We start from the raw sequence: 22,946 nt of genomic DNA, 5'->3' as shown, positions 1-22,946 counted from the left end.
TCCGCGGCCCACGCCTCAGACGAACTTCGCGGCCAGCAGGTCCTGCACGTCGAGCAGGCCCACGGCGCGGCCTTCCACGTCCACCACGGGGAGCTGGTCCACCCGCAGCTCGCGCATCTGCGTGGCCGCGGCCAGCACCAGCGTCTCCGGCGTCACGCAGCGCGGGTTCTTCCCCATCAGCTCGCGCACGGGCACGGTGAAGTCGGTGAGGCCCGCCTCCACGCGGCGGCGCAAGTCGCCGTCGGTGAAGATGCCCACCAGCTTCCCCGCCTTGTCCACCACGCACGCGGCGCCCGGACGGCCCGGCGTCTTCGTCATCACCCCCACCACCGCGGACAGGGGCGAGGTGTCGCGCACCAGCGGGTTGGCGTTGCCGGTGCGCATCAGCTCGAAGACGCGCTGTACGGAGCGCCCCAGCTTCCCGCCCGGGTGCAGCAGCGCGTAGTCCTCCGTGCCGAAGGGCCGCGAGCGCAGCACCGTCATCGCCAGCGCGTCGCCAATCGCGTGCAGCGCGGCGGTGGAGGCCGTGGGCACCAGGCCCATGGGGCACGCCTCCGCGATGGCGCCGATGTCCAGCACCACGTCCGCGCCGCGGCCCAGCGGGCTCTTCGCGTCGCCGGTGAGGGCGATGACGGGCGTCTCCATCCGTTTGAAGGAGGGGAGCAGGCGAATCAGCTCTTCCGTGGAGCCGCTGTTGGACAGCGCGAGGATGACGTCGCCCCGGCCCACGCGGCCCAGGTCTCCGTGCACGGCCTCGGCGGGGTGGAGGTACACGGAGCGGATGCCCGTGGAGGCCAGCGTGGCGGAGAGCTTCTGGCCGATGTGGCCCGCCTTGCCCATGCCGGTGACGATGACCTGGCCCCGGCAGTCGCGCACCAGTTGCACGGCGCGCAGGAAGTCGTCTCCCAGACGTTCCGTCACGCCGAGGATGGCGCGGGCCTCGGCCTCCAGCACGCTCCGCGCGTAGGCGAGCGTGGCCTCCGCATCGGGGAGGACGGCAGGCGCCTGTGCGGGACGGCCGGGGAGGGCGCGCAGGCGGGGCTTCTTGGCGGCGGAGCGGGAAGGGCGGGCCATGTTCAGTGTCCGGCCTTCTACCTCCGCCCCCCCGCGGTGGCCACCCTTGACGCATGGGGGGGCATCGGTTACGCGCCTGCTCGCCCGGCCTCCTTTGGCCGGGGCACATTCCACCTTCAAGAGAGGGACGAGATGAAGTTCTTCATCGACAGCGCCGACGTGGAGGAGATTCGCAAGGCCCACGCCATGGGCTGCGTGGACGGAGTGACGACCAACCCGTCCTTGCTCGCCAAGGTAGGCCGGGGCCTGGAGGAGACCATCCGCGAAATCTGCTCCATCGTGGACGGCCCTATCAGCGCCGAATGTGTGTCCATGGAAGCGGACGAGCTCATCAAGGAAGGCCGCTCCCTGGCGAAGATCCACGACAACGTCGTGGTGAAGATTCCCATGGGCGTGGAGGGCATGAAGGCCACCAAGGCGCTGACCGCCGAGGGCATCCGCACCAACGTCACGCTGTGTTTCTCCGCCAACCAGGCCCTGCTGTGCGCCAAGGCCGGCGCGACCTACGTGTCGCCCTTCGTGGGCCGGTTGGATGACATCTCCCAGGACGGCATGGAGCTCATCTCCCACATCCTGGAAATCTACCGGAACTACGAGCACTTCAACACGCAGGTGCTGGTGGCCAGCGTGCGCAACCCCGTGCACGTGCTCCAGGCCGCCCGCCTGGGCGCGGACGTGGCCACGCTGCCCTACAATGTCATCACCCAACTGGCGAACCACCCGCTCACCGACGCCGGCATCAAGAAGTTCCTGGCCGACTGGGAGAAGGTCCCCAAGGCCGCCAAGCCGCCCGCGGCCAAATAGCCCTCGGGAAATACAGACTAACGGCGGTTTCCGTGGCTCCAATCCCTCTGCGGGGTTGGGGCCTGTTTTTTTGAGAAAAATGGAGCCCGGCCGCCTCCGGTTCCCGGCGGGTTGCACTGGCGATTTCGCGCCGCGGCATGTATTCGTTGACTCCCGAGTCAACGAGCAGAACCCGTCACGAGGTCCCCATGGAATTCCAGCTCACCGACGCCCAGCGCGCGCTGCAGGACGCGGCACGCAAGTTCGCCCGCGAAGTGGTGCGTCCGAAGGCCGCCCACTACGACGAGACGGCCACCTTCCCACTCGATTTGCTGACGACCGCGTGGGAGCTGGGGCTGCTCAACATGGCGATACCCGCCGAGTACGGCGGCGTGGGCCTGTCCCATCTGGACCAGACCATCGTCGCCGAGGAGCTGAGCTGGGGCTGTGCGGGCGTGGCGACGTCCATCATCGCCAACGACCTGGCCAACCTCCCCATCATCCTCCACGCGACCGAGGAGCAGAAGAAGCGGCTGCTCACGCCCTTCACGGAGAAGCTGAAGTTCTCCTCGTTCTGCCTCACGGAGCCCGAGGCCGGCAGTGACGTGGCCAACATGCAGACGACGGCGCGGCTGGACGGAGATCACTACGTCCTCAACGGCGCCAAGTGCTTCATCACCAACGGCGGCCAGGCGAGCCAGTACACGGTGTTCGCCACGGTGGATAAGGGCAAGAAGCACAAGGGCATCACCTGCTTCGTGGTGGAGGGCCGCCCCGAAGGGCTCTCCGTCAGCAAGCACGAGAACAAGATGGGCCAGCGCGCCAGCGAGACGGTGTCGCTGACGTTCGAGGACGTGCGCGTCCCGGTGGCCAACCGCATTGGCGAAGAGGGGCAGGGGTTCGCCATCGCCATGGCCACGCTGGACAACAGCCGCCCGCTGACGGCCATGTTCTCCGTGGGCATCGCCCGCGCCGCGCTGGAGCACTCCATGGAGTACTCCACCCAGCGCCGCACCTTCGGCAAGCCCATCATCGAGCACCAGGCCATCCAGTTCATGATTGCCGACATGGCGATGAACACCCACGCGGCGCGCATGCTCACCTACGAGAGCGCGTGGCTCCTGGACGAGGGCAAGCGCAACTCCCTCCAGTCCAGCTACGCGAAGTGCTTCGCCGCGGACATGGCCATGAAGGTCGCCACCGACGCCGTCCAGGTGTACGGCGGCTACGGCTACATCAAGGAGTACCCCGTGGAGAAGCTGATGCGCGACGCCAAGCTCATCCAGGTCTACGAGGGCACCAGCCAGGTCCAGCGGCTCGTCATCGCGCGGGAACTGTTCAAGTAGCGCCGCGGCACTGCGTCCGGCGGCCGTTTCCCATTGCCGCCGCGACGCGCCAGTGCCTATTAACCCAGACCGTTTTTTCCAGATTCCAAACTCCTCCCCGTAAGGAGAAGCACCGCCGTGAAGATCCTCGTCACCGCCAAGCGCGTGGAAGACCCCGAGTCGAAGATCAAGGTCAAGCCGGATGGCTCGGGCATCGTTCAGGAGGGGCTGAAGTACAAGATCAACCCCTTCGATGAAATCGGCGTCGAAGAAGGACTTCGGCTCGTCGCGAAGCACCAGGGCGAGGTCGTCGTGGTGTCCATCGGTGGCAAGGAAGTGCAGGAGCAGCTCCGGCACGCCCTGGCCATGGGTGCGCACCGCGCCGTGTGGGTGAACCACACCGGCCCGGTGGACCAGCTCGGCATCGCGGCCCTGCTCCAGAAGGTCGTGGAGAAGGAGCAGCCGGACCTCGTCATCCTCGGCAAGCAGTCCATCGACGATGACCAGAACCAGGTGGGCCAGTACCTCGCCGAGTTCCTCGGCTGGGGCCAGGCCACGTTCGCTTCCAAGGTGGAGTCCATGGAGAGCGAGCAGGAGAAGAACAAGGTCCCCGCCATCGTCCTCACCGCCGACAAGAAGAGCGTGCAGGTGATTCGCGAGGTCGACAACGGGCTCGCCACGGTGGAGTGCCAGCTGCCCGCCGTCGTCACCACGGACCTGCGCCTCAACCAGCCGCGGTACGCCAGCCTCCCGGGCATCATGAAGGCGAAGAGCAAGCCCATCGAGGAGCTGACGCCGGCCAAGCTGAGCGTGGATGTCACCCCCGCCATCCAGGTCCTGAAGATGTCCGCGCCCCCGGCGCGCAAGGCCGGCATCAAGGTCGCGGACGTTCCTGCCCTGGTCGAGAAGCTGCACAACGAGGCGAAGGTCGTCTGAGCGGCCCTTCCGCACACTCTCTACGGAGTCATCCAAATGCCTATCGTTCTCATTGTCGCCGAGCAGCAGCCGGACGGGAACCTCCGCAAGGCCACCCTCAACGCCATCTCCGCCGGCAAGCAGCTCGCGGAGAAGGCCGGTGGCGAGCTGCACATCGCCCTGGTGGGGAAGGACCCCGCGAAGGTCGCTGACGAGCTCAAGGGTTACGGCGCGAAGGCCGTCCACCTGGGCGCCGCCGCCGAGCTGGAGCACTACCTCGCGGAGACCTACGCGCCCGCCATCGCCGCCCTGGCCCAGGAGCTGAAGGCGGACTACATCGGCATGGCGTCCACCGCGCAGGGCAAGGACCTGCTGCCCCGCGTGGCCGGCCGTCTGCGCGCCGCCATGGCCACCGACGTCATGGCCATCAACGGCAGCGGCGCGGACATCACCTTCACCCGCCCCATGTGGGCCGGCAACGTCTTCGCCGACGTGAAGCTCACCACGCCGGTGAAGGTGCTCACCCTGCGCGCCACCGAGTTCCCCGCCGCCGCTGGCGGTCAGGGCGCCGCCGAGGTGAAGACCTTCAGCCCGAAGGTCGAGGCCTCCAAGACGAAGTTCGTCGACTTCAAGGAAGTGAAGAGCGCGCGTCCCGAGCTGACCGAGGCGCGCGTCGTCATCTCCGGTGGCCGCGGCACCAAGGGCGACTTCAAGGAGATTGAGGGCCTGGCGGACGACCTGGGCGCCGCGGTGGGCGCGTCCCGCGCGGTGTGCGACGCGGGTTGGGTTCCCAACGACCTGCAGGTCGGCCAGACGGGCAAGGTGGTGGCTCCGGCGCTCTACATCGCGGCGGGCATCAGCGGCGCCATCCAGCACCTGGCGGGCATGAAGAGCTCGAAGACCATCGTCGCCATCAACAAGGACCCCGAGGCCCCCATCTTCCAGGTGGCGGACTACGGGATGGTGGCGGACCTCTTCAAGGTGCTGCCCGAGCTGCGCGCGGAGCTGGCGAAGCTGAAGTAGTCCCGGAGGGCACGGACGTGCCCTGACGCAAGGGGCGACGTGGGGACCTCCCCGCGCCGCCCCTTCGCATTTTCACCTCACAGCTCGATGTCGCGGCCCGCGTCGCGCGGCACTACCTCTCCGGGCTCCGGGGCCTCGTCCGCGTAGGGCGGCTCGGCGGGCAGTGGCAGCTCGGGGCGCTTGGGCGGTTCGGCTCGGAGCAGATCGATGAGCGTGCCGTCGCTCAGGGCGACGATGAGGTGGTTGAACTGCCAGGGGCCGTCTCCGCGCTTCTCACCCTGCGCATGCAGCGTGCCCCTGCCGTCGGGCCCCTCGAGCGGGAGGGAGAACTGCGCACGAGAGACACCGTTGCGGCTCTGCACGGAGCTGCGCCGGGGCAGGCCACTTTCGATGGGCGTACCCAGCGCGCGCTGCACCCGCGCGTCGCCGCGGGCGATGGCCACGGCTTCCTGGTGCGCGTCGGACTGCCCCAGGGAGGAGAAGCCCAGGTACGTGGCGAGCACTCCCAGGCCGATGCACGAAGCGAGCAGCCCCAGGCATCCCAGCGGAAGGGCCCAGCGCCAGTGGCGGCTCCACCAGCCAGGCCGAGGCGCCATTGAACCTTCCTGTGCTGTGTCCATGGCCGCCTCCTCCCACTTCACGCGCGGCCTCCTCATATTCGCTCCTGAGGCTCGCGGGGAACGCGTGGAAGCCGTCCGGCACCGCCAGCGGTTGGTGTGTGTACCGGGCAACAGGTAGATTTCGCGAGTGCTCCCAAGGGCCGGGGAGCACGTGAGGCTGAGTGCATGCCTTCGCGCAGAGCCTCCTCCGCAGAGGTGTTGTTGGACGTGCTGGAGGCACTGCCTCCGGGGCACCGGCTGTGGGTGCGTGGCGCGGGGCGAAGCCTGTTTCCGCTGCTGCGGGCCGGGGACTCGGTGCGGGTGATGCGCTGTGGCCCGGGCTCGCTGGCGACCGGGGACGTCGCGCTGATGCGGCAGGGGCGCGAGCTGGTGGCGCACGTGGTGGTGTCCACGCGGCCGTGGCGGACGGCCTCGCTGCTGGGGCCCCAGGACGCCCCGGGAGGGGTGACGTTGGGCCGGGTGGTGGCCATCCGCAGGGGCCGCTGGGTGGTTCCACTGCCCAGACCGCTGCGTCCGGCGCTGCGGCTGGCGCAGCAGGCCGCGTCCACGGCGTGGGCCTGGCCTCGGACCCGGCTAGTGTCTCGGGGCGTGTGGGACTTCCTCTTCGCCGGATGGTCGCTGCCGCTTCGTCGCCGCCTGGTGGGGCCGTTGGAGGTGCGGCTCCTGACGGCCGACGACCTGGACGCGCTCCTGGCCTTCGCCAGTGAGCGGCTGGTGGTGTCTCCGGGCTTCCTGCGCCGTCAGCTGCGCGAGCGCTGGGGCCTGCGGGACGCGGAGCGCCGGGGGGCCGCGGCGGGCGCCTTCGACGACCAGGGACGGATGCACGGCTTCGCCTGGGTGGACTCCTACCGGCAGGAGGGCTTGCCGTTGGAGGGCGTCTGGGTGCGCTCCCTGGTGGTGGCGCCCCGCGTGCGGCGAATGGGCGTGGCCACGGGGCTGCTGGAGTGCCTGATGGAGGAGGCCCGACGCCAGGGGCAGTCGCACGTCTTCGCGGACGTGGACGACGACAACACGGCGTCGCTGCGCACGTTCGAGCGGCTGGCGTTCCGGCGAGCGGACGCCACGCTGACCCAGCAGGCCAACGAGGCCTGGGATGCCACGGGCTGCTCCAAGCGGCTGGTCGTCGTCGAGCGCACCCTGTAGGTGCGCCGCCGGAGGTTGCGCGGCCGCCCGGGCTGCGTCAAAAAGCCCGCGGCCGTGGCCGCCGTGACGTCACCTGGCGAGCCCGGCGTCATCCTCTCCGGTGGACCGCGCGATATGAGCACCTCGACGTCCGACATTCTGGGGGGAGGCACGGAGCACTCGTCGCGGTCGCAGCGACTTCGCGCGGATGGGGCGCTGGCGCTCATCACTTCGTTCTGGGGCATCACCTTCGTGGTGGTGAAGGACGCGCTCGGGCACGGCGACCCGTTCAGCTTCCTCACGCTGCGCTTCATCGTGGGCGCGGTGGTGTTGAGCGCCCTGGCGGGGCGGCAGGTGCTGACGGCGCGCAACCTGCGCATTGGCACGATGCTGGGAACCCTCCTCTTCCTGGGGTTCTCGCTTCAGACGGTGGGGCTCACCACCACCACGCCTTCGCGCTCGGCGTTCATCACCGGGCTGTGCGTGTTGCTGGTGCCGCTGTTGTCGATGGTGCTCTACCGGAAGGCGCCGAAGTTCACCTCGTTGCTGGGGGTGGGCACGGCGGCGGTGGGGCTCTACTTCTTCACGCAGCCGGACGGGGGGCTTGGCAGTGGCGGCCTGTCGTCGGGAGATGTGCTGTCGCTGGGCTGCGCGGTGGCCTACGCGTGCCACATCCTCATGACGGAGCGGCATGCGCCGAAGCAGGGGGTGATGGGGCTGGTGGCGGTGCAGCTCTGGACGGTGGCGCTGCTGTCCGCGCTGTGCCTGCCCTTCGTGGAGCGGCGCGTGGCGTGGCATCCGTCCTTCGTGGGGGCGGTGCTCGTCTGCGGTGTGTTCGCCAGCGCGGTGGCCATCAGCCTCCAGACATGGGGGCAGGCGCGCACCACGGCGGTGCGCGCGGCGCTCATCTACTCGTTGGAGTCGGTGTTCGCCGCGCTGTACTCGGTGCTGCTGGGTTACGAGACGCTCGGGCCTCGGGAGTGGCTGGGCGGCGCGCTCATCCTGTCGGGCGTGTTGATGTCGGAGGTGGGGGCGGCGGCCTGGGAGTGGTGGCGCGCGAGGGCACCGGCGCGGTAGCGGCCCTGCCGCGGGCCATGCGTGCAGCCATCTGGGGCCTGTCCACCAGCCGGGCGGGCAGGGTGGTGACGTGAGGGCGGCCACCGGCGAGTGGACGCGCTATACCCGGGGCCCTTCCCATGAGTGTGGAGCTGCGGCGAAACGGGATGCACCTGACGGGCACCCCCCTGTCCCTGGATGCGAAGCGCAAGTCGCCGCTGTGCTTCGTGAGTCACGGGCATTCGGACCACATTGCCCGGCATGAGAGCACCATCGCCACGGCGGCGACGCTGCGGTTCATGACGCATCGCCTGGGGCCGGTGCGTGAGCCGCGCGAGGTGCCCTTCCGGCAGCCCTTTGAGCTGGGGCCGCTGGTGCTGGAGCTGCTGCCGGCGGGGCACATCCTGGGCAGCGCGCAGCTCCGCGTGACGCGGCCGGATGGGCGCCGCATCGTCTACACCGGGGACCTCAACGTGGCGCCGTCGCTCACCGCCGAGGCGACGGAGGTGGCGGAGTGCGACACGCTCGTCATCGAGTCCACCTTCGGTCATCCGCGCTACCGCTTCCCGCCGCGTCCGGAGGTGCTGGGGCAGGTGGAGACGTGGCTGCGGATGCAGCTTGAGCGGGGCGCGGTGCCGGTGCTGTTGGGCTATCCGCTGGGCAAGAGCCAGGAGGCGATGAAGCACCTGGCGGGACGCGGCTTCCCGCTGGTGGCGCATTCCTCCATCTACGAGGTGGCGCAGCTCTACGCGGAGCTGGGCGTGCCGATTGAGAACCTGCGCTGCTACGACGGGAAGGTGGCGCCGGGCGAGGTGCTCTTCTTCCCTCCGCACCACGCGCGGGGCGGGGCGCTGGCGCCGCTGTGGCCTCGGGCGACGGCGGTGCTGACGGGCTGGGCGGTGGACCGGGGCGCGGTGCGGCGCTACGGCGCGGACGTGGCCTTCCCGCTGTCGGACCACGCGGACTTCCCCGGGCTGGTGTCCTACGCGAAGTCCACGGGGGCGCGGGAGGTGCTGACGTGCCATGGCTTCGCGGAGGAGCTGGCGCAGGCGCTGCGCGACGCGGGGATGGATGCGCGCCCGCTGGGCGGGAAGCCGCAGCAGCTCGGGCTGTTCTGACGCGCGGTGGAAGACGGGGTCCGGTAGAAGGACGGTGATGGCCCGCAAGACGCCGCAGTGGGAAGGACGCATCGTGCGCGTCCTCGTGTGTACCGAGCGCAAGAGCTTCGTCACGAAGGAGCTGCCCGAGGCGCGGGTGTCCTTCGAGGGCTTGGAGGGTGACCGCCACGCGGGCCTGACGCGAGCGGCGGACGTGCGCACGCCGTGGTTCCCCAAGGGGACGCCCATCCGCAACACGCGGCAGTTCTCACTGGTGTCGAGCGAGGAGCTGGCGCAGGTCGCGCAGGCGCTCGGCATTCCGCGCGTGCTGGCGTCGTGGCTGGGGGCGAACCTGGAAGTGGCGGGGGTGCCTCGGCTGACGCACCTGCCACCGGGCACGCGGCTGTTCTTCCCGGAGGACACGACGCTGGTGGTGGAAGGGGAGAACGAGCCCTGTATCGGCCCCGGGCGCGTCATCGAGGCCCATCATCCGGACGTGCAGAAGCTGGCGAGCCGCTTCGTGAAGGCCGCATGGCAGCGCCGGGGCCTGGTGGCCTGGGTGGAGCGCCCCGGCATCATCCGCGCGGGGGACACCGTGAAGGTGGTGCTGCCCAGGCCGGTGTCGTACGTGCTGCCTTCGTCCGGCGCGTAGCACCGCGAACCCGTGCTTCAGAAACACCACGGGGCCGCCAGGTCCGGAACGTGTCCCGGACCCCGCGGCCCCGCGGGCTTCGACTTGCACCGGACGGTTACTCCTCCGGTGACTGGACGATGAGCTTCTCCTTGCCACACACGTCACAGCGCAGGTGGACGAAGAGGTCGCCGTCGCTCTCCTCGGGGACTTCACCCTCGGGCACGCCCAGCTCTTCCTTCGCCAGCGCCGCCACCTTGGCGGGAATCTCCTCCGCCTTCAGCGACTGGACGTACGTCATCTCCCGCTCGTGGCACTCGCGCGTCTCGGGGCCCGTGAGCCACGACGGCTCCATGCCCTCCGGCAGCCGGCTCACCAGCTCCAGGTTGGTGACGGACTCGGCCAGGTAGGCCAGCCGCCGCAGCCGGGCCTCGTCCGGCAGCGCCGCGAAGACCTGGAAGCCCTCCAGCAGGGCATTGCGGTCCTCACCCGTGGCCAGCTGCGCCAGCTCCATCGACGCGTCGCTCGAATCCAGCGCCTCGTCCCAGTTGTTCTCCGGGTTGAAGCCCGCCTCCAGCAGCGACGTGTAGAGCTGCGTGGCCGCCAGCCGGCGCCGCGCCTCCTGCAGGTGCTCCACGACTTCGTGCGTCAAGCGCAGCTCCAGGAGCGCGCCCGTGGTGCGCGGGTCGATGGAGCCCGTCAGGTCATCCACCTCCACCTCTTCCCGCAGCGCGCCCTTCAGCACCTGCGCCGCGGAGAAGCGGAACAGGGGCAGCACGCCCACCTCGCGCAGGTACATGGCCGCCACCGGGGCGTCCTTGGCGCCCATGCGGAGCGCCTTCTGCGCGCGGTCCACCACCGCCGGGTCCGCCGCGGGCTTCTTGTTCTCCAGCCGCGTCTTCACCGCCTCGCGGTAGAGCGTCTCCAGCGAGCTGCCCGGGGGCAGCCGCTGCGGCAGGAGCGGGCGCAGGCCCGGCACGTCCAGCACCCACAGCGGGGGCACGCCCATCCGCTTCAGCGCCCTGAAGAAGAGCGAGCCAGGAGGGTCCTGGGGCCGGAAGGGGGGCAGCTCGTCGCCAACGGGCTCGCCCTGGAGCGCCGCGGCGGCCTGTACGCCCAGCGCCTTCTCCCGTTGCTCACGGGTGAAGGCGGTGATGCCCTGGGCGGGGGGCGGCGGAGGCGGCGGGGCCTCCTCGCCGTCCAGACCGACGACGCGGTCCATGTCCACGTCGTCCATCTCGATGTCGTCGAGCCCCTTGGCGCCCGTGAAGTCGCACCGCAGCAGCTTCAGCTTTTCGAACGTCGCGCCTTCGAGGTTCGCACCCCGGAAGTCGCAGTCCTGGAGCCGGCCGCCGTGGAAGTAGGCATTGGAAAGGTCCGCGTCCCGGAAGTTGACCTTGGACAGGTCGCACCGGTCCCATTCCGAGCCGATGAGGCCCAGCCCGGACAGGTCCGTGTTGGCGGAGAACAGTTGAGTGAAGGTGGCGCCGGTATGGTCGGTGGCGACCTGGCCGGACTTCCGCATCCGGTTCCATTCCGCCGAGCCACTCTGAAGAAGCTTCTCGATACTCTGGGCTTTCGCCATGGACCCGGGATTATTCGTATGGTCTGGTCCATGCGCCAGCACAAATGATCGAGTATCGAATCGAAGCCGACACCGCCGGGATGCGGCTGGACAAGCACCTGCGCAAACGGCTCCCCAATGTTCCGGTGAGCCACCTCTTCAAGATGATTCGCACCAAGAAGGTGCGGGTGAACGGGAAGCGTGCGCAACCCGAGCAGTTGCTGTCAGAAGGAGACGTGCTCACCATCCGCGGCGACGAGCAGCAGCTCGTGGGCGCGGAACGTCCGAAAGTGGACCCGCCTCCGCCACCGGTGGACCCCAGCCGGTTGGTCATCCTTCGAGAGGACGACTGGCTCATGGCCGTGGACAAGCCCAGCGGAATGGCCGTCCATACCGGCAGCGGCATCACCGGCGGAACGCTGGTGGACTACGTGCGCGCCTACCTGGGGCCCAAGGCCGTCCGCAACGACTTCGCGGCCTCGCCCGCACACCGGCTGGACCGGGAGACCTCCGGCGTCATCCTGGTGGCCAAGCGGCGCCCGGCCATGGTGCATTTCACCGAGGTCTTCACCCACGGCCTGTCCCGCAAGCGTTACCTCACCCTGGTGAAGGGGAAGATGCCCCGGGACTCCGGGGTCATCGACCTGCCCCTGTCCGAGCACCAACAGACGGCCGAGTCCAAGGCCCGTCGAGGGGTGAACATGCAGGCGGCCGTCACCCGGTGGAAGGTCGTGAAGCAGTCGAGCGAGGCGGCGCTCCTGTCCTGCTCCATCGAGACCGGGCGCACGCATCAGATAAGAAGGCATCTGGCGGCCATCGGACATCCGGTGGCTGGGGACAAGAAGTACGGTGACTTCGCCTTCAACCGCGACGTGCGGGCGCGCTGGGGGCTCAAAAGGTTGTTCCTGCACGCCGAGCGCATCGAATTCCCGCATCCCGAAGGCGGCGCGAAGGTGGCTGTCGAGGCTCCCCTCGCCGTCGAGCTCCGAGATGTGCTCAAGCGGGCCGCATTGGTGCCCTGACGCCCGCGAGGCACAAAAGAAACGCGTATGTCCGACCCTAAATCCGCTGACCGCAGCCGCTCGAAGCTGGTGCTCGACGGCGTCCCCTCCAAGCGCTGGTGGAAGTTCCTCCTGAAGACCGCGGGATGGCTTTCGCTGACCGGGGCCACGGCCGCCGTGATTGCCGTGACGGCCGTGTACTACGTGTACGCGGATGGGTTGCCCGCCATCCCCAAGGTGGACGAGTACTGGCCGCCCATCGTCACCGAGGTCTACACGGATGACGCGGTGCTGGCCGGCGAGTTCTACGAAGAGCGCCGCAAGGTGGTGCCCTACGAGCGGATTCCGAAGCGCCTGGTGCAGGCCTTCATCGCGTCGGAGGACTCCAGCTTCTTCGACCACTTCGGCGTGGACGTGCTGGGCACCGCGCGCGCCGGCTTCAAGACGGTGAGCTCCAAGCTGGGGCTGCGCTCGGGCGGCATCCAGGGCGGCTCCACGCTGACGCAGCAGACCGCGAAGGCGGTGCTCATCTCCGCGGAGGGCTACAAGTCCGCCACCGCGAAGACCATCACCCGCAAGATTCGCGAGGCCATCCTCGCCCGGCGCCTGGAGGAGTCGCTGACGAAGGAGGAGATTCTCTACCTCTACCTCAACAACGTCTTCCTCGGGCACCACAGCTACGGCGTGCAGAGCGCGGCGGAGAACTACTACCGCAAGGACGTGCGCGACCTGACGCTGGGTGAGATGACGCTCATCGCGGGCCTCCCGCAGGCGCCCAGCCGGTACTCGCCCTTCCTGCGCCCGGAGGCGGCCCGCAAGCGCCGCTCCTACGTGCTGCGCCGCATGTTGGTGGAGGGCATGATTTCGCAGGAGGAGCACGACGCCGCCAACGCCGAAGAGGTGAAGGTGTACCCGGTGGAGGACGTGTTCCACGAGTTCGCGCCGTACTTCGTCGAGCAGGTGCGCAAGGACGTGGTGGACCGGTACGGCAACCCCGTGCTGCTCAAGGCCGGCCTCAAGGTCTTCACCACCATGGACAGCGAGCGCCAGCGCGCCGCGCAGGACGCGGTGCTCCACGGCCTGCTGTCGGTGGACAAGCGCCAGGGCTGGCGCGGCCCGGTGGAGCAACTCGCGTCGAAGGAGGCCATCCGCTCCTTCATCGACCGCTCGAAGAAGCTCATGGGCGCGAAGGAGCTGGTGGAGAACCGGCTCTACGTCGCCGTCGTCACGTCCATTGACGGGGACGGCAAGGGCGCGGACGTGCAGGTGGGCGGTCACACCGGCCGGCTGCCGCTCCTGGGCATGCGCTGGGCGCGCAAGGTGAACCCGGAGGGCTACTACCCGGCGATGATGATTACCTCGGTGAAGAAGGCCATCTCCGAGGGCGACGTCATCGTGGTGCGCCACGTCACGAAGAAGGACCTGACGGACGACAGGGAGCAGTGGGACAAGCACCTCGCGGACGAAATCCCCAGCGAGGGCGTGAAGCTCTTCCGCCTGGAGCAGACGCCCGAGGCGCAGAGCGCGCTCGTCTCCATCGACCCGCACCGCCAGTACCTCACCGCGATGGTGGGCGGCTACGACTTCGACGACAACGAGTTCAACCGCGCCTTCCAGGCGTGCCGTCAGCCGGGCAGCTCCTTCAAGCCCTTCGTGTACTCGGCGGCGCTGGAGCAGCTGAACTGGACGCAGGCCACCGTGCTGGTGGACTCGCCGATCGTGGAGCACGACCCGGACACCAAGGTGTCGTGGAAGCCGGCCAACTACAGCGACAAGTTCGAAGGCGAGGTGCTGCTGCGCACGGCGCTGGTCAAGTCGCTGAACGTGCCCGCGGTGAAGACGTTCGGCGCGGTGGGCGTGAAGAACATGGCCGCGTGGAACCAGCTGCTCGGCATCACCACGCCCATGAACATGGACTTCTCCGCGGCGCTGGGCTCCTCGTGCGTGTACCCGGTGGACCTGGCCAACGCCTATGCCACCTTCAACCGCTATGGCCGCAAGAAGCCCACGTACTTCATCCGCAAGATTGAGGACCGGTGGGGCCGCACGTTGGAGGACCACACGGCCTTCGACGACGCGTGGGCGCCCCTGCAGGACCGCGTGGCCGCCGGCTACGCGCGCCTCTTCGAGCCGGGCGAGCAGGTGATGAGCCCGGAGGCCGGCTTCATCCTCACGCACCTGCTGCGCGGCGTGGTGCTCCAGGGCACCGCCGGCCCGGCGCAGCGCCTGGGCAAGCCGGCGGCGGGAAAGACGGGCACCACCAACGACTCCTTCGACGCGTGGTTCGCTGGCTACACCCGCGACCTGGTGACGGTGGCGTGGGTGGGCTACGACCTGAACCCGCATCCGCTGGGCCGCTACGAGACGGGCGGCCGCGCCGCGCTCCCCATCTGGCTCAACTACATGAAGAGCGCGCTGGAGGGCCGGCCGCAGTCCGAGTTCTACCCGTGGCAGTCCATGGACCTGGTGCGGCTCCACATCGACAAGAAGACGGGGAAGATTGCCCCCGAGGGCTCCAGGGATTCGGAGCTGATGTTCTTCAAGAAGGGCACCGAGCCGAAGGACGCGGTGCCCGACAAGAACACGGTCGATGTCGATCAGTTCATGATGGGCGCGCAGTAGCGCGGAAGGCGCGCGCCGGCGCCAGGTGCCGCTCCAGCGCGTTGCGCAGGGCGGCGGTGTCCGGCCCCGCCTCCAGCACCGAGCGCGTGGCGGTGGGGATGACCTGCGCCTCGCGCCCGGCGAACAGCCGCTTCAAGTCGTCGAAGCCCGCGCCCTGCGCGCCGATGCCGGGCGTGAGCAGCAGCGCGCCGCCGAGCCGCTCGATGGCGCCTCGGTCCGAGTCGGGGAGGGTGGCGCCCATGACGGCGCCCGCCACCGGCGCCGTGTCCTGACCCGGCTTCTCGTTGAAGGCGCGCAGGCCGTCCGCCAGGGTCTCCGCGACGGTGCGGCCGTCGTCGCCGCGCGACATCTGGAGTGACGTGCCCTCCGGGTTGGAGGAGCGCACCACCAGGAAGGCGGCGGCGCCGGATGCGCGCGCCCGCTCCAGCGTCTTCAGCAGCGCGCCCAGGCCCAGGTAGGCGGTGAAGGTGGCCGCGTCCGCTTCGTAGGCGCTGCCCTCGCCGAAGACTGTCTCCGCGTAGGCCTCCATCGTGGAGCCGATGTCCCCGCGCTTCACGTCCAGCAGCGTGAGGGTGCCCACGGACTTGAAGCGCCGCATCAGCTCCTGGAGGACCTGGAGGCCCTCGGGGCCGTGACGCTCGAAGAAGGCGCTCTGGGGCTTCACCACCGCGACGGAGCTCCCCGCCGCGTCGGCCACGCGCTCGCAGAAGTCGCGCAGGCCCCGCGCGTTGTCGGGCAGGCCCCAGCGCGTCAGCAGGTCTCTCGATGGGTCGATGCCAAGGCAGAACGGCGAGCGCTGCTCGGCCAGCTGGCTGAAACGGTGGGCGAAGGGCTGTGGCGTCGTCACAGGGCGTCTCCGGGAAAGGGGAAGAGGGACGGTCAGCGCAGCCGCCGCGCGGCCGCGTCGAAGAGCGGATTGGGCAGGACCTTCGCCATGCGCGTGGGCACCGCGAGCTGCCAGGGGAAGGACACCTCCGCGTCGCCCCGGACGATGCCCCGGCCCATCAGCTCCACCGCGTCATGCGTCTCCATGAGGAAGGGCATGGGGAAGTTGTTGGTGGCGGTCAGCTCGCTCTTCACGAAGCCGGGATAGATGCAGGTGACGCGCACGCCGGTGCCGCGCAGGTCCACGCGCAGGCTCTCCATGAAGGTGGACAGGAAGGCCTTGGACGCGGAGTAGGCCGCGTGGCCGGCCAGCCCGCGGAAGCCCGCGAGGCTGGAGACGCCCACCAGGTGCCCGCGCTTGCGCTCCACCATCTGGGGCAGCACGGCGCTCAGCGTGGCGGCGGCGCCGGTGACGTTGGTGTCGATGATGCCGCGCACGCGCTCCCACGGGAGGCGCTTCGCGTTCGTCGTGCCGCCAACGCCCGCGTTGGCCACCACCAGGTCCAGCCCGCCCGCCTCCGCGTCCAGCGCGCGGATGCGCTCCAGGGTGGCGTCCGCCTTCGTGACGTCCAGCTCCACGGGCTCCACGGTGAAGCCGGCCGCCTGGGCCTCATCCCGCAGGGCCTGGAGCTGCGGCAGGCGGCGTCCAGCGGCGAACACGCGGGCGCCCCGCCTGGCGAGCCACAGCGCCAGCCCGCGTCCCAGGCCGCTGGAGGCACCCGTCACCAACGCCGTCCGGTAGTTCATCTCCACCATGCAGTCCTCCCGTGTGTTGCCGGGCTTCTGGCACGCCATCCAGCCAACGTCTACACGCGAGGCCAGTACGGCCGCAGCGCCTCGCGGCTCGCCCGCAGCGCGTCCTTCGCGTCCGAGTGCGTGTCACCCGCGGGGAAGCTGTCCTTGCGCCCGGCGAGCACCTCCACGCAGGCATGCACGGATTGGGACAGGCCCTCCAGCGAATAGCCGCCCTCCAGCAGCAGCACCAGCCGGCCCTGGCACACGCTGTCTGCCAGGGACTTCATCGCCGAGCACATGGCCGCGAAGCCGCGCTCGCTGACGTCCATGCCGCCAATCGGGTCGTGCTGGTGCGCGTCGAAGCCCGCGGAGACGAGGATGAGCTGGGGCCGGTACGCCTCCGCCACGGGCAGCAGCAGCTCCTCGAAAATCATCCCGTAGTCCGCGTCCGAGTTGCCGCCCGGCAGGCCCACGTTGACGGTGTAGCCCTCGCCCGCGCCAACGCCCACCTCCGGCGCGGCGCCGGTGCCCGGGAAGTAGGGGAACTGGTGCACCGACTGGTACATGACGTCCCGGCGTGACCAGAACGCCGCTTGCGTGCCGTTGCCGTGGTGCACGTCCCAGTCGAGCACCAGCACGCGCTCGGCGCCCAGCTTCCGGCCCGCCTCCGCGGCGATGGCCGCGTTGTTGTACAGGCAGAAGCCCATGGCCTTGTCGGGCTCGGCGTGGTGCCCGGGCGGACGCACCAGCGCGAAGCCGTTGCGGGCCTCGCCCTTCATCACCGCCTCCACCGCTTGCACGGAGGCGCCCGCGGCCAGCCGCGCCGCGTCCACGCTGTCGGGGGACACCTGGGTGTCCGGGTCGATTTGCGCGCGGTGTCCGTTGATGCGCTGGAGGTACGCCAGCAGCTCCGGCGTGTGGACCGAGGCCAGCTCCGCCTCCGTGGCGGAGCGCGGGGCGGTCATCACCGTGCCCTTCACCGGCGTGCTGGCCAGCACCCCGAGGATGCGGCGCAGCCGGGAGGGCGACTCGGGGTGGCCCTGCCCGGGGTCGTGCTGGAAGAAGAGCGGGTCCGTCAGGAGCAGGGTGGAGGACATCGGGATGACCTTACGCATCCGCCAGGCGGGAAGTCAGCGCCCCCGGGGGACAGGCCGCGTCGGCGCCCTGTTCTTGCCCTGCCGGTGTTTCCCTCCCTACAGTGCCTCGTCTTGGCTCTCCGGTTCAAGAAACCCGGCCTGCGCAGCCTGCTGCTGGGCTCCTTCGCGCTCGTCCTCGCCCTCATCCTGGGGACGCTCTTCTTCGTCGTACCCTCGCGCGTGGAAGCCCACCTGGAGCAGCGCCTGCAGAAGCGGGGCGAGGCCCGCGCCAGCCAGGCCGTCAGCATGCTCATGGCCCAGCCCGCCGCGGCCCTGCCCGACAGCCTGGAGCGGCTGCGCGCGGGCGACGACGACTTCAAGGTGCTGGCCGTCCTCTCCAGCGAGGGGCAGGTGCTGGCCACCCACCCGGCCGAGCCGCCCGCGTGGTTCCTGGCGGAGCTGAAGGCCCGGCAGGGCCAGCCGCTGGATGGCTTCCGCTTCACCAATGGTGACCGCTCCGTGGCGCGCTCGGTGACGCTGTCGGGCGGCGTGGTGGGGCAGGCGCTGCTGGTGCTCGACAACTCCGGGCTGGACGCGGTCCTCACCGAACTCCAGCGCGTCGTGATGCTCGCGTTCGGCATCGGCCTGACGCTGTTCCTGCTGGTGGCCTTCTTCATCTCCCGCGCCTTCATCCTGGTGCCGCTGGACGCGATGATGGGCATGGCGCGGCGGTTGGCGGAGGCGGACCTCACCGGCCGCGTGGACGTGGGGACACGGGACGAGCTGGGCCAGCTCGCCGAGGCGCTCAACCGCATCGCCCAGAGCTGGCGTGACACGCTGGGCCGGGTGCGCGGCGTGTCGGACGTGGTGGCGGGCGTGGTGGAGCAGATTCACCGCACCGGCACCACGGTGTCGTCCGGCGCGGGCACGGTGCAGGCGCGCGTGGAGGAGACGTCCTCCTCCATGGTGGAGATGATGGCCTCGCTGCGCGGCATCGCGGAGAACGTGGAGGTCCTCTACCAGAGCGCCGAGGAGAGCAGCTCCTCCATCATGGAGATGGCCGCCACCAACGACGAGGTGGCGGAGAACGTCCAGGCCATGGCCGCCAGCGTGGAGGAGACCACCAGCGCCATCGAGGAGATGACGTTCTCCATCAAGGAGGTGGCCACCAACATCCAGGAGCTGTCCGCCTCCACGGAGGAGACGTCCTCGGCCATCAGCCAGATGGACGCCGCCATCGGTCAGGTGGAGGCCAACGCGAAGGAGACGGCCCGCCTGTCCGAGCAGGTCTTCGACGACGCGCAGACGGGCGTGGAGTCGCTGCGCAAGACGCTCACTGGCATCGACCGCATCAAGGAGACCAGCCGCAGCGCGGCCCACGTCATCGAGAGCCTGGGCCGGCGCATCTCCGAGATTGGCAACATCCTCAACGTCATCGACGACGTGGCGGAGCAGACGAACCTGCTGGCGCTCAACGCGGCCATCATCGCCGCGCAGGCGGGTGAGCACGGCAAGGGCTTCGCGGTGGTGGCGGAGGAAATCAAGGACCTGGCCGAGCGCACCGGCGCGTCCACGAAGGAGATTGCCGAGCTCATCCGCAGCATCCAGGAGGAGAGCCGCAACGCCGTGGTGGTGATGAACCAGGGCGTGCGCAGCGTGGAGGAGGGCGTGCAGCTGGGCCGGGAGGCGGAAGGGGCGCTGCGCAAGATCAACGACAGCACCCAGAAGTCCACGCAGATGGTGAAGGCCATTGCCCGGGCCACCGTGGAGCAGGCGCGCGGCAGCAAGCAGGTGACGGCCTCCATCCACCGCATCAGCGAGACGGTGCAGCAGATTTCCAAGGCCTCCAACGAGCAGGCGCGCGGCGGCGAGCAAATCATGAAGAGCGCGGAGAAGATGAAGGCGCTCACCGCCCACGTGCAGCGCAGCAGCCAGGAGCAGGCGCACGGCAGCAAGCAGATCACCCGCTCCATCGAGAGCATCAACGAGATGGTCACCCACCTGAACCGCGCCCAGAAGGAGCAGACGAAGGGCAGCGAGCAGGTGCTCAAGGCGGTGGAGACCATCAAGGGCGTGTCCGAGCACCAGACACGCTCCGTGAAGCAGCTGGAGGAGGCCATCGACAACCTCCAGCGTCAGGCGGAGATCCTCCGTGCGGAGGTTCGCCGCTTCCGGGTGTAGACACGTCTTCATGCTGAATCAACGACAGGTCTCCGAGCGCGCCGTGGTGGCCCTCATCGGCGCGGTCCAGTTCGTCAACATCCTGGACTTCGTGATGGTGATGCCGCTGGGCCCGGACTTCGCGAAGGGGCTGGGCATCGCGTCGTCGCACATCGGCATCATCGGCGGCGCGTACACGGCGGCCGCCAGCGTGGCGGGGCTGGCCGGTGGCTACTTCCTGGACCGCTTCGACCGCCGCAAGGCGCTGGCGGTGTCCATGCTGGGCCTGGTGGTGGCCACCGCGGCGGGTGGCTTCGCCACGGGCATGTCCACGCTGCTGCTGGCGCGCGTGGTGGCGGGCATCTTCGGCGGGCCGGCCACGTCGCTGTCGCTGTCCATCATCGCGGACCTGGTCCCCGTGGAGCGGCGCGGACGCGCGCTGGGCGCGGTGATGGGCGCCTTCTCCGTGGCCTCGGTGGCGGGCGTGCCCATGGCGCTGAAGCTGGCCGAGTTCGGCGGCTGGCGCGTGCCCTTCTTCGCGGTGGCCGCCATGGGCCTGCTGGTGGTGCTGGGCGCCATCTTCTACCTGCCGCCCGTGCGCGGCCATCTGGACGCGGGCCCCAGGCAGCAGGCCGGCGTGCTCGAGCTGCTGGGCAACCGGGACATCCAGCTGTCGTACGTGATGACGGCGTTGGTGATGATGGCGGGCTTCGTCCTCATCCCGAACCTGTCCGCCTATCTGCAGCAGAACGTGGGCTACCCGCGCGACCTTCTCTGGCTGCCGTACTTCATCGGCGGCATCGCCAGCTTCGCGACGCTCCGGGTGGCGGGGCCCATGGTGGACCGGTACGGCTCCTTCAAGGTGGGCACGGTGGGCTCCGCGCTGGTGCTGCTGTCCACCTACGTGGGCTTCGTCCACCTGCCGCGCTGGATGCCCGTGCCCGTCATCTTCACGCTCTTCATGGTGGCCATGGGGACGCGCAACGTCGCGTACAACACGCTGACGTCGCGGGTGCCGGACACCCGGGTGCGTGCGCGCTTCATGTCCCTCCAGTCCGCCGTCCAGCACATGGCCGCCGCCGTGGGGGCCTTCCTCAGCGCCCGGCTGCTGACGGACCTGCCAGACGGGACCCTGGGCGGCATCCCCGGGATGGCCGGAGTGTCCATGGTCCTGACGCTGTTGCTGCCTGCCTTGCTGTGGGGGGTGGAGCGGCGGGTGCGCAGCAGGGAGCAGGCGCGGGCGCTGGCGGTGGCTTCCTCGCAGGGAATGGCGGTTCCGCTCTCGCCCGGGGCGGATTCTCACGCGTAGTATGAAAGGGCGCCTTCGGGTTGCCTGCCGCCCATTCCGGGTGGCGGGCGGATGCTTTGGCGAGACGAACGGTTGCGCCTGTCTCCCCGGGGCGCGATAAACCGGGCTGCTCCGGGGAGCGCGTCAGGAAAAATGTTCAACATCGGCGCAGGCGAAATGGTGTTCATCCTGGTGGCCGCGCTGCTCATTCTCGGGCCGCAGCGGTTGCCCGAGCTCGCGCGCGGCATCGGCAAGTTCCTGCGCGAGTTCCGCCGCCAGACGGATGAGGTCCGCAACGTCGTGGAGCGTGAGTTCTACGCCATGGACCAGGAAATCGGAGAGCCTCCCACCGCGCCCGTGCGGCCCGGGACGCGCTTCGCGCCCCAGCCGCCGCAGGCCGTGGGTGGGCCCGAGGCCCCCCTGCCTCCCGCCACGGACGGCGCGTCGCCTCCGGCTGAGGCGGCGTCCCCTCCGCCCTCGTCGTCCACGCAGGTGCTGGAAATGGACGCGCAGGGGCCTCGTGAGGTGGCCACCTCCGACGTGCCTTCCGGGGAGACGCCCGCGCGAGACGCCGCGACCGCGGAGCCGGGCGCGGAGCCCGCCGCCGAGGCGCCGCCCGAGCCCACTGCTTCCTCCGCCACCTCGCCCACGCTGTCGCCCATCCCGGGGACGGTGGCGCGCAACGCCCCGAAACGGAGCTGAGTCCTGAGCCCCCCGCCCATCAACCCCGGTGCCGACTCCGAGCTGCGCATGAGTCTGGCGGATCACCTCACGGAGCTCCGCTCGCGCCTCATGCGGTGCACCATCGCGGTGCTCGTCCTGGGGACGATTTCGCTCGTCTTCGCCAAGCCGATTTTCGGCCTGCTGATGCAGCCGGTGCTGGACGCGCTGCCGCCCGAGAATCGCTCGCTCATCTACACGTCCGGCATCGAAGAGCTGAACGTCCTGATGAAGGTGGGCGTGTACTGCGGCATCTTCCTCACCACGCCCGTCATCCTGATGCAGATCTGGGGCTTCGTCTCGCCTGGCCTGTATCCGGAGGAGCGCCGCTTCGCCGCGCCCTTCGTGGCGTTCGGCTCCATCGCCTTCCTCCTCGGCGCCGCCTTCTGCTACTTCGCGGTGCTGCCCTCCATGTTCACCTTCCTCCTCAACGAGGAGGAGACGCTCGCGCTGGAGCAGCGCCTGGACACGGCCCGGCTGCGCGCGGATGACGCCTTGCGCTTCCTGCGCCTGGGCGAAGCGGAGGAGGCGGGGCGCATCGCGAAGGAGACGAGCACCCAGCTGCGCGCGGAGGGCCAGGGCCAGGCACCCGCGCCCGAGGCCGCGCCCGCCGCCAGCGTGGAGATGACGGGGCGGCTGGATGGCCTGGGGCGGCTCCTGGACGCGGCGTCGGTGGGCTACGGCGCGCAGTCCCGCGGCGTGCTGCGGCAGGCGGTGGAGAAGCGCGTGGAGGCCGTGACGGCCTACGAGAAGAAGGACTTCGCGGCGGCGGCGGCGGCCATGGACGGCTCGGCGAGCCTGCTGGCGGGCATCGCCCCCACGCGCACCGAGGAGCTGGCGGGGCTGTGGCGGCTGGAGAAGGAGCTGGCCAAGGCGCACGCGGCGCATGAGGCGGCGCGGTGGACGCGGCCCATGTTGTCCATGCACGAGCAGCTCTCGCTGGTGCTGCTGCTCATCCTCGCCTTCGGCATCATCTTCGAGCTGCCGCTCGTCATGGCCCTGCTGGGCGTGGTGGGCGTGGTGAAGTCGTCCTGGCTCTTCAGGTACCAGCGCCACGCCTTCGTGGTGTGCCTCATCGCGGCGGCCATCATCACCCCCACGGGAGACGTGGTGAACCTGTCGCTGATGGCCGGCCCCATGCTGCTCTGCTACGAGCTGGGCGTGCTGCTGGTGTGGATGGTGGAGCGGCGTCGCGCGCGGAACTCGGCGGAAACGGGCATCACCCCGGCGTCATAGTCGAGGAGGGGCC

The 22,946-nt window shown here is 69.7% G+C and carries 20 protein-coding genes; 14 read left to right on the top strand and 6 right to left on the bottom strand.

Annotated elements, in window-relative coordinates; translation table 11 throughout:
* Positions 1-15: 15 nt before the first annotated feature.
* Positions 16-1,074 (bottom strand): KpsF/GutQ family sugar-phosphate isomerase, encoded by a 1,059-nt coding sequence (locus HNV26_RS06060; RefSeq protein ID WP_090492336.1) that lies wholly within the window; start codon positions 1,072-1,074, stop codon positions 16-18.
* Between the two features lie 132 nt (positions 1,075-1,206).
* Here HNV26_RS06060 and fsa point away from each other — a divergent pair, with 132 nt between their 5' ends.
* The 4 genes from fsa to HNV26_RS06040 all read left to right on the top strand — a co-directional run bounded on the left by fsa (position 1,207) and on the right by HNV26_RS06040 (position 5,120).
* Complete coding sequence (gene fsa, locus HNV26_RS06055; RefSeq protein ID WP_011555873.1) at positions 1,207-1,878, top strand: fructose-6-phosphate aldolase; 672 nt, start codon at positions 1,207-1,209, stop codon at positions 1,876-1,878.
* Positions 1,879-2,066: 188 nt separating this feature from the next.
* Positions 2,067-3,203 carry an acyl-CoA dehydrogenase family protein gene (locus HNV26_RS06050; RefSeq protein WP_026114250.1) on the top strand — a complete coding sequence of 379 codons (1,137 nt, stop codon included), beginning with the start codon at positions 2,067-2,069 and terminating at the stop codon, positions 3,201-3,203.
* Between the two features lie 117 nt (positions 3,204-3,320).
* Positions 3,321-4,118 (top strand): electron transfer flavoprotein subunit beta/FixA family protein, encoded by a 798-nt coding sequence (locus HNV26_RS06045; protein WP_171440942.1) that lies wholly within the window; start codon positions 3,321-3,323, stop codon positions 4,116-4,118.
* 36 nt (positions 4,119-4,154) lie between these two features.
* Positions 4,155-5,120, top strand: coding sequence for an electron transfer flavoprotein subunit alpha/FixB family protein (locus HNV26_RS06040; RefSeq protein ID WP_171440941.1), 966 nt, complete (start codon positions 4,155-4,157; stop codon positions 5,118-5,120).
* Positions 5,121-5,197: 77 nt separating this feature from the next.
* On the opposite strand, the gene HNV26_RS06035 is transcribed toward HNV26_RS06040, so the two are convergent.
* A complete protein-coding gene (locus tag HNV26_RS06035; protein WP_253816276.1) occupies positions 5,198-5,716 on the bottom strand; it encodes a cytochrome c oxidase assembly factor Coa1 family protein in 519 nt (172 codons plus the stop codon).
* A 189-nt stretch (positions 5,717-5,905) separates the two neighbouring features.
* Between HNV26_RS06035 and HNV26_RS06030 the strand changes: the two genes are divergently transcribed.
* The 4 genes from HNV26_RS06030 to HNV26_RS06015 all read left to right on the top strand — a co-directional run bounded on the left by HNV26_RS06030 (position 5,906) and on the right by HNV26_RS06015 (position 9,667).
* Positions 5,906-6,883 (top strand): GNAT family N-acetyltransferase, encoded by a 978-nt coding sequence (locus HNV26_RS06030; protein WP_171440939.1) that lies wholly within the window; start codon positions 5,906-5,908, stop codon positions 6,881-6,883.
* Positions 6,884-7,939 carry a DMT family transporter gene (locus HNV26_RS06025; protein ID WP_171440938.1) on the top strand — a complete coding sequence of 352 codons (1,056 nt, stop codon included), beginning with the start codon at positions 6,884-6,886 and terminating at the stop codon, positions 7,937-7,939.
* A gap of 119 nt (positions 7,940-8,058) precedes the next feature.
* Complete coding sequence (locus HNV26_RS06020) at positions 8,059-9,036, top strand: MBL fold metallo-hydrolase (protein ID WP_171440937.1); 978 nt, start codon at positions 8,059-8,061, stop codon at positions 9,034-9,036.
* 37 nt (positions 9,037-9,073) lie between these two features.
* Positions 9,074-9,667 carry an MOSC domain-containing protein gene (locus HNV26_RS06015; protein WP_171440936.1) on the top strand — a complete coding sequence of 198 codons (594 nt, stop codon included), beginning with the start codon at positions 9,074-9,076 and terminating at the stop codon, positions 9,665-9,667.
* A 97-nt stretch (positions 9,668-9,764) separates the two neighbouring features.
* Here the strand turns inward: HNV26_RS06015 and HNV26_RS06010 are convergent, their stop codons facing one another.
* Complete coding sequence (locus tag HNV26_RS06010) at positions 9,765-11,231, bottom strand: pentapeptide repeat-containing protein (protein ID WP_171440935.1); 1,467 nt, start codon at positions 11,229-11,231, stop codon at positions 9,765-9,767.
* Positions 11,232-11,275: 44 nt separating this feature from the next.
* Between HNV26_RS06010 and HNV26_RS06005 the strand changes: the two genes are divergently transcribed.
* Positions 11,276-12,232: an RluA family pseudouridine synthase gene (locus HNV26_RS06005; protein WP_171440934.1), complete on the top strand. Its 957-nt coding sequence runs from the start codon at positions 11,276-11,278 to the stop codon at positions 12,230-12,232.
* 27 nt (positions 12,233-12,259) lie between these two features.
* Positions 12,260-14,833, top strand: a complete 2,574-nt coding sequence (locus HNV26_RS06000) for a penicillin-binding protein 1A (RefSeq protein ID WP_171440933.1) — start codon at positions 12,260-12,262, stop codon at positions 14,831-14,833.
* On the opposite strand, the gene pyrF is transcribed toward HNV26_RS06000, so the two are convergent.
* Genes pyrF through HNV26_RS05985 form a run of 3 tightly spaced genes read right to left on the bottom strand, consistent with a single transcriptional unit; the run spans position 14,814 to position 17,568 of the window.
* A complete protein-coding gene (gene pyrF, locus HNV26_RS05995; RefSeq protein ID WP_171440932.1) occupies positions 14,814-15,680 on the bottom strand; it encodes an orotidine-5'-phosphate decarboxylase in 867 nt (288 codons plus the stop codon). The two genes, HNV26_RS06000 and pyrF, sit on opposite strands and share 20 nt — an antisense overlap.
* 32 nt (positions 15,681-15,712) lie before the next feature.
* Positions 15,713-16,474 (bottom strand): SDR family oxidoreductase, encoded by a 762-nt coding sequence (locus HNV26_RS05990; RefSeq protein ID WP_171440971.1) that lies wholly within the window; start codon positions 16,472-16,474, stop codon positions 15,713-15,715.
* Positions 16,475-16,524: 50 nt separating this feature from the next.
* On the bottom strand, positions 16,525-17,568 hold the full coding sequence (locus HNV26_RS05985) for a histone deacetylase family protein (protein WP_171440931.1): 1,044 nt from the start codon (positions 17,566-17,568) through the stop codon (positions 16,525-16,527).
* Positions 17,569-17,661: 93 nt separating this feature from the next.
* On the opposite strand from HNV26_RS05985, the gene HNV26_RS05980 reads away from it, so the two are divergent.
* The 4 genes from HNV26_RS05980 to tatC all read left to right on the top strand — a co-directional run bounded on the left by HNV26_RS05980 (position 17,662) and on the right by tatC (position 22,933).
* Complete coding sequence (locus tag HNV26_RS05980) at positions 17,662-19,710, top strand: methyl-accepting chemotaxis protein (RefSeq protein WP_171440930.1); 2,049 nt, start codon at positions 17,662-17,664, stop codon at positions 19,708-19,710.
* Between the two features lie 10 nt (positions 19,711-19,720).
* Positions 19,721-20,998 (top strand): MFS transporter, encoded by a 1,278-nt coding sequence (locus HNV26_RS05975; RefSeq protein WP_171440929.1) that lies wholly within the window; start codon positions 19,721-19,723, stop codon positions 20,996-20,998.
* Positions 20,999-21,130: 132 nt separating this feature from the next.
* The gene (locus HNV26_RS05970; protein ID WP_171440928.1) at positions 21,131-21,679 is read left to right on the top strand and encodes a Sec-independent protein translocase subunit TatA/TatB; all 549 of its coding nucleotides are present in this window, start codon (positions 21,131-21,133) and stop codon (positions 21,677-21,679) included.
* A 48-nt stretch (positions 21,680-21,727) separates the two neighbouring features.
* A complete protein-coding gene (tatC, locus tag HNV26_RS05965; RefSeq protein WP_171440927.1) occupies positions 21,728-22,933 on the top strand; it encodes a twin-arginine translocase subunit TatC in 1,206 nt (401 codons plus the stop codon).
* The last annotated feature ends 13 nt before the right edge of the window (positions 22,934-22,946 follow it).

It is taken from the genome of Myxococcus xanthus, assembly GCF_013116825.1.
Taxonomy (GTDB): domain Bacteria; phylum Myxococcota; class Myxococcia; order Myxococcales; family Myxococcaceae; genus Myxococcus; species Myxococcus xanthus_B.
Note: the sequence above shows the minus strand (reverse complement) of the source record. Positions and strands in the feature narration are given on the sequence as shown.

Bases quoted from the DNA above. Each gene is read 5' to 3' on its own strand.
- HNV26_RS06000 (WP_171440933.1), top strand. From the start codon at position 12,260: ATGTCCGACCCTAAATCCGCTGACCGCAGCCGCTCGAAGCTGGTGCTC.
- fsa (WP_011555873.1), top strand. From the start codon at position 1,207: ATGAAGTTCTTCATCGACAGCGCCGACGTGGAGGAGATTCGCAAGGCC.
- HNV26_RS06030 (WP_171440939.1), top strand. From the start codon at position 5,906: ATGCCTTCGCGCAGAGCCTCCTCCGCAGAGGTGTTGTTGGACGTGCTG.
- HNV26_RS06010 (WP_171440935.1), bottom strand. From the start codon at position 11,231: ATGGCGAAAGCCCAGAGTATCGAGAAGCTTCTTCAGAGTGGCTCGGCG.
- HNV26_RS05970 (WP_171440928.1), top strand. From the start codon at position 21,131: ATGTTCAACATCGGCGCAGGCGAAATGGTGTTCATCCTGGTGGCCGCG.
- tatC (WP_171440927.1), top strand. From the start codon at position 21,728: ATGAGTCTGGCGGATCACCTCACGGAGCTCCGCTCGCGCCTCATGCGG.
- HNV26_RS06040 (WP_171440941.1), top strand. From the start codon at position 4,155: ATGCCTATCGTTCTCATTGTCGCCGAGCAGCAGCCGGACGGGAACCTC.
- HNV26_RS06015 (WP_171440936.1), top strand. From the start codon at position 9,074: ATGGCCCGCAAGACGCCGCAGTGGGAAGGACGCATCGTGCGCGTCCTC.
- HNV26_RS05985 (WP_171440931.1), bottom strand. From the start codon at position 17,568: ATGCGTAAGGTCATCCCGATGTCCTCCACCCTGCTCCTGACGGACCCG.
- HNV26_RS06060 (WP_090492336.1), bottom strand. From the start codon at position 1,074: ATGGCCCGCCCTTCCCGCTCCGCCGCCAAGAAGCCCCGCCTGCGCGCC.
- HNV26_RS06005 (WP_171440934.1), top strand. From the start codon at position 11,276: ATGATCGAGTATCGAATCGAAGCCGACACCGCCGGGATGCGGCTGGAC.
- HNV26_RS05975 (WP_171440929.1), top strand. From the start codon at position 19,721: ATGCTGAATCAACGACAGGTCTCCGAGCGCGCCGTGGTGGCCCTCATC.
- HNV26_RS06035 (WP_253816276.1), bottom strand. From the start codon at position 5,716: ATGGCGCCTCGGCCTGGCTGGTGGAGCCGCCACTGGCGCTGGGCCCTT.
- HNV26_RS05990 (WP_171440971.1), bottom strand. From the start codon at position 16,474: ATGGTGGAGATGAACTACCGGACGGCGTTGGTGACGGGTGCCTCCAGC.
- HNV26_RS06020 (WP_171440937.1), top strand. From the start codon at position 8,059: ATGAGTGTGGAGCTGCGGCGAAACGGGATGCACCTGACGGGCACCCCC.
- HNV26_RS06050 (WP_026114250.1), top strand. From the start codon at position 2,067: ATGGAATTCCAGCTCACCGACGCCCAGCGCGCGCTGCAGGACGCGGCA.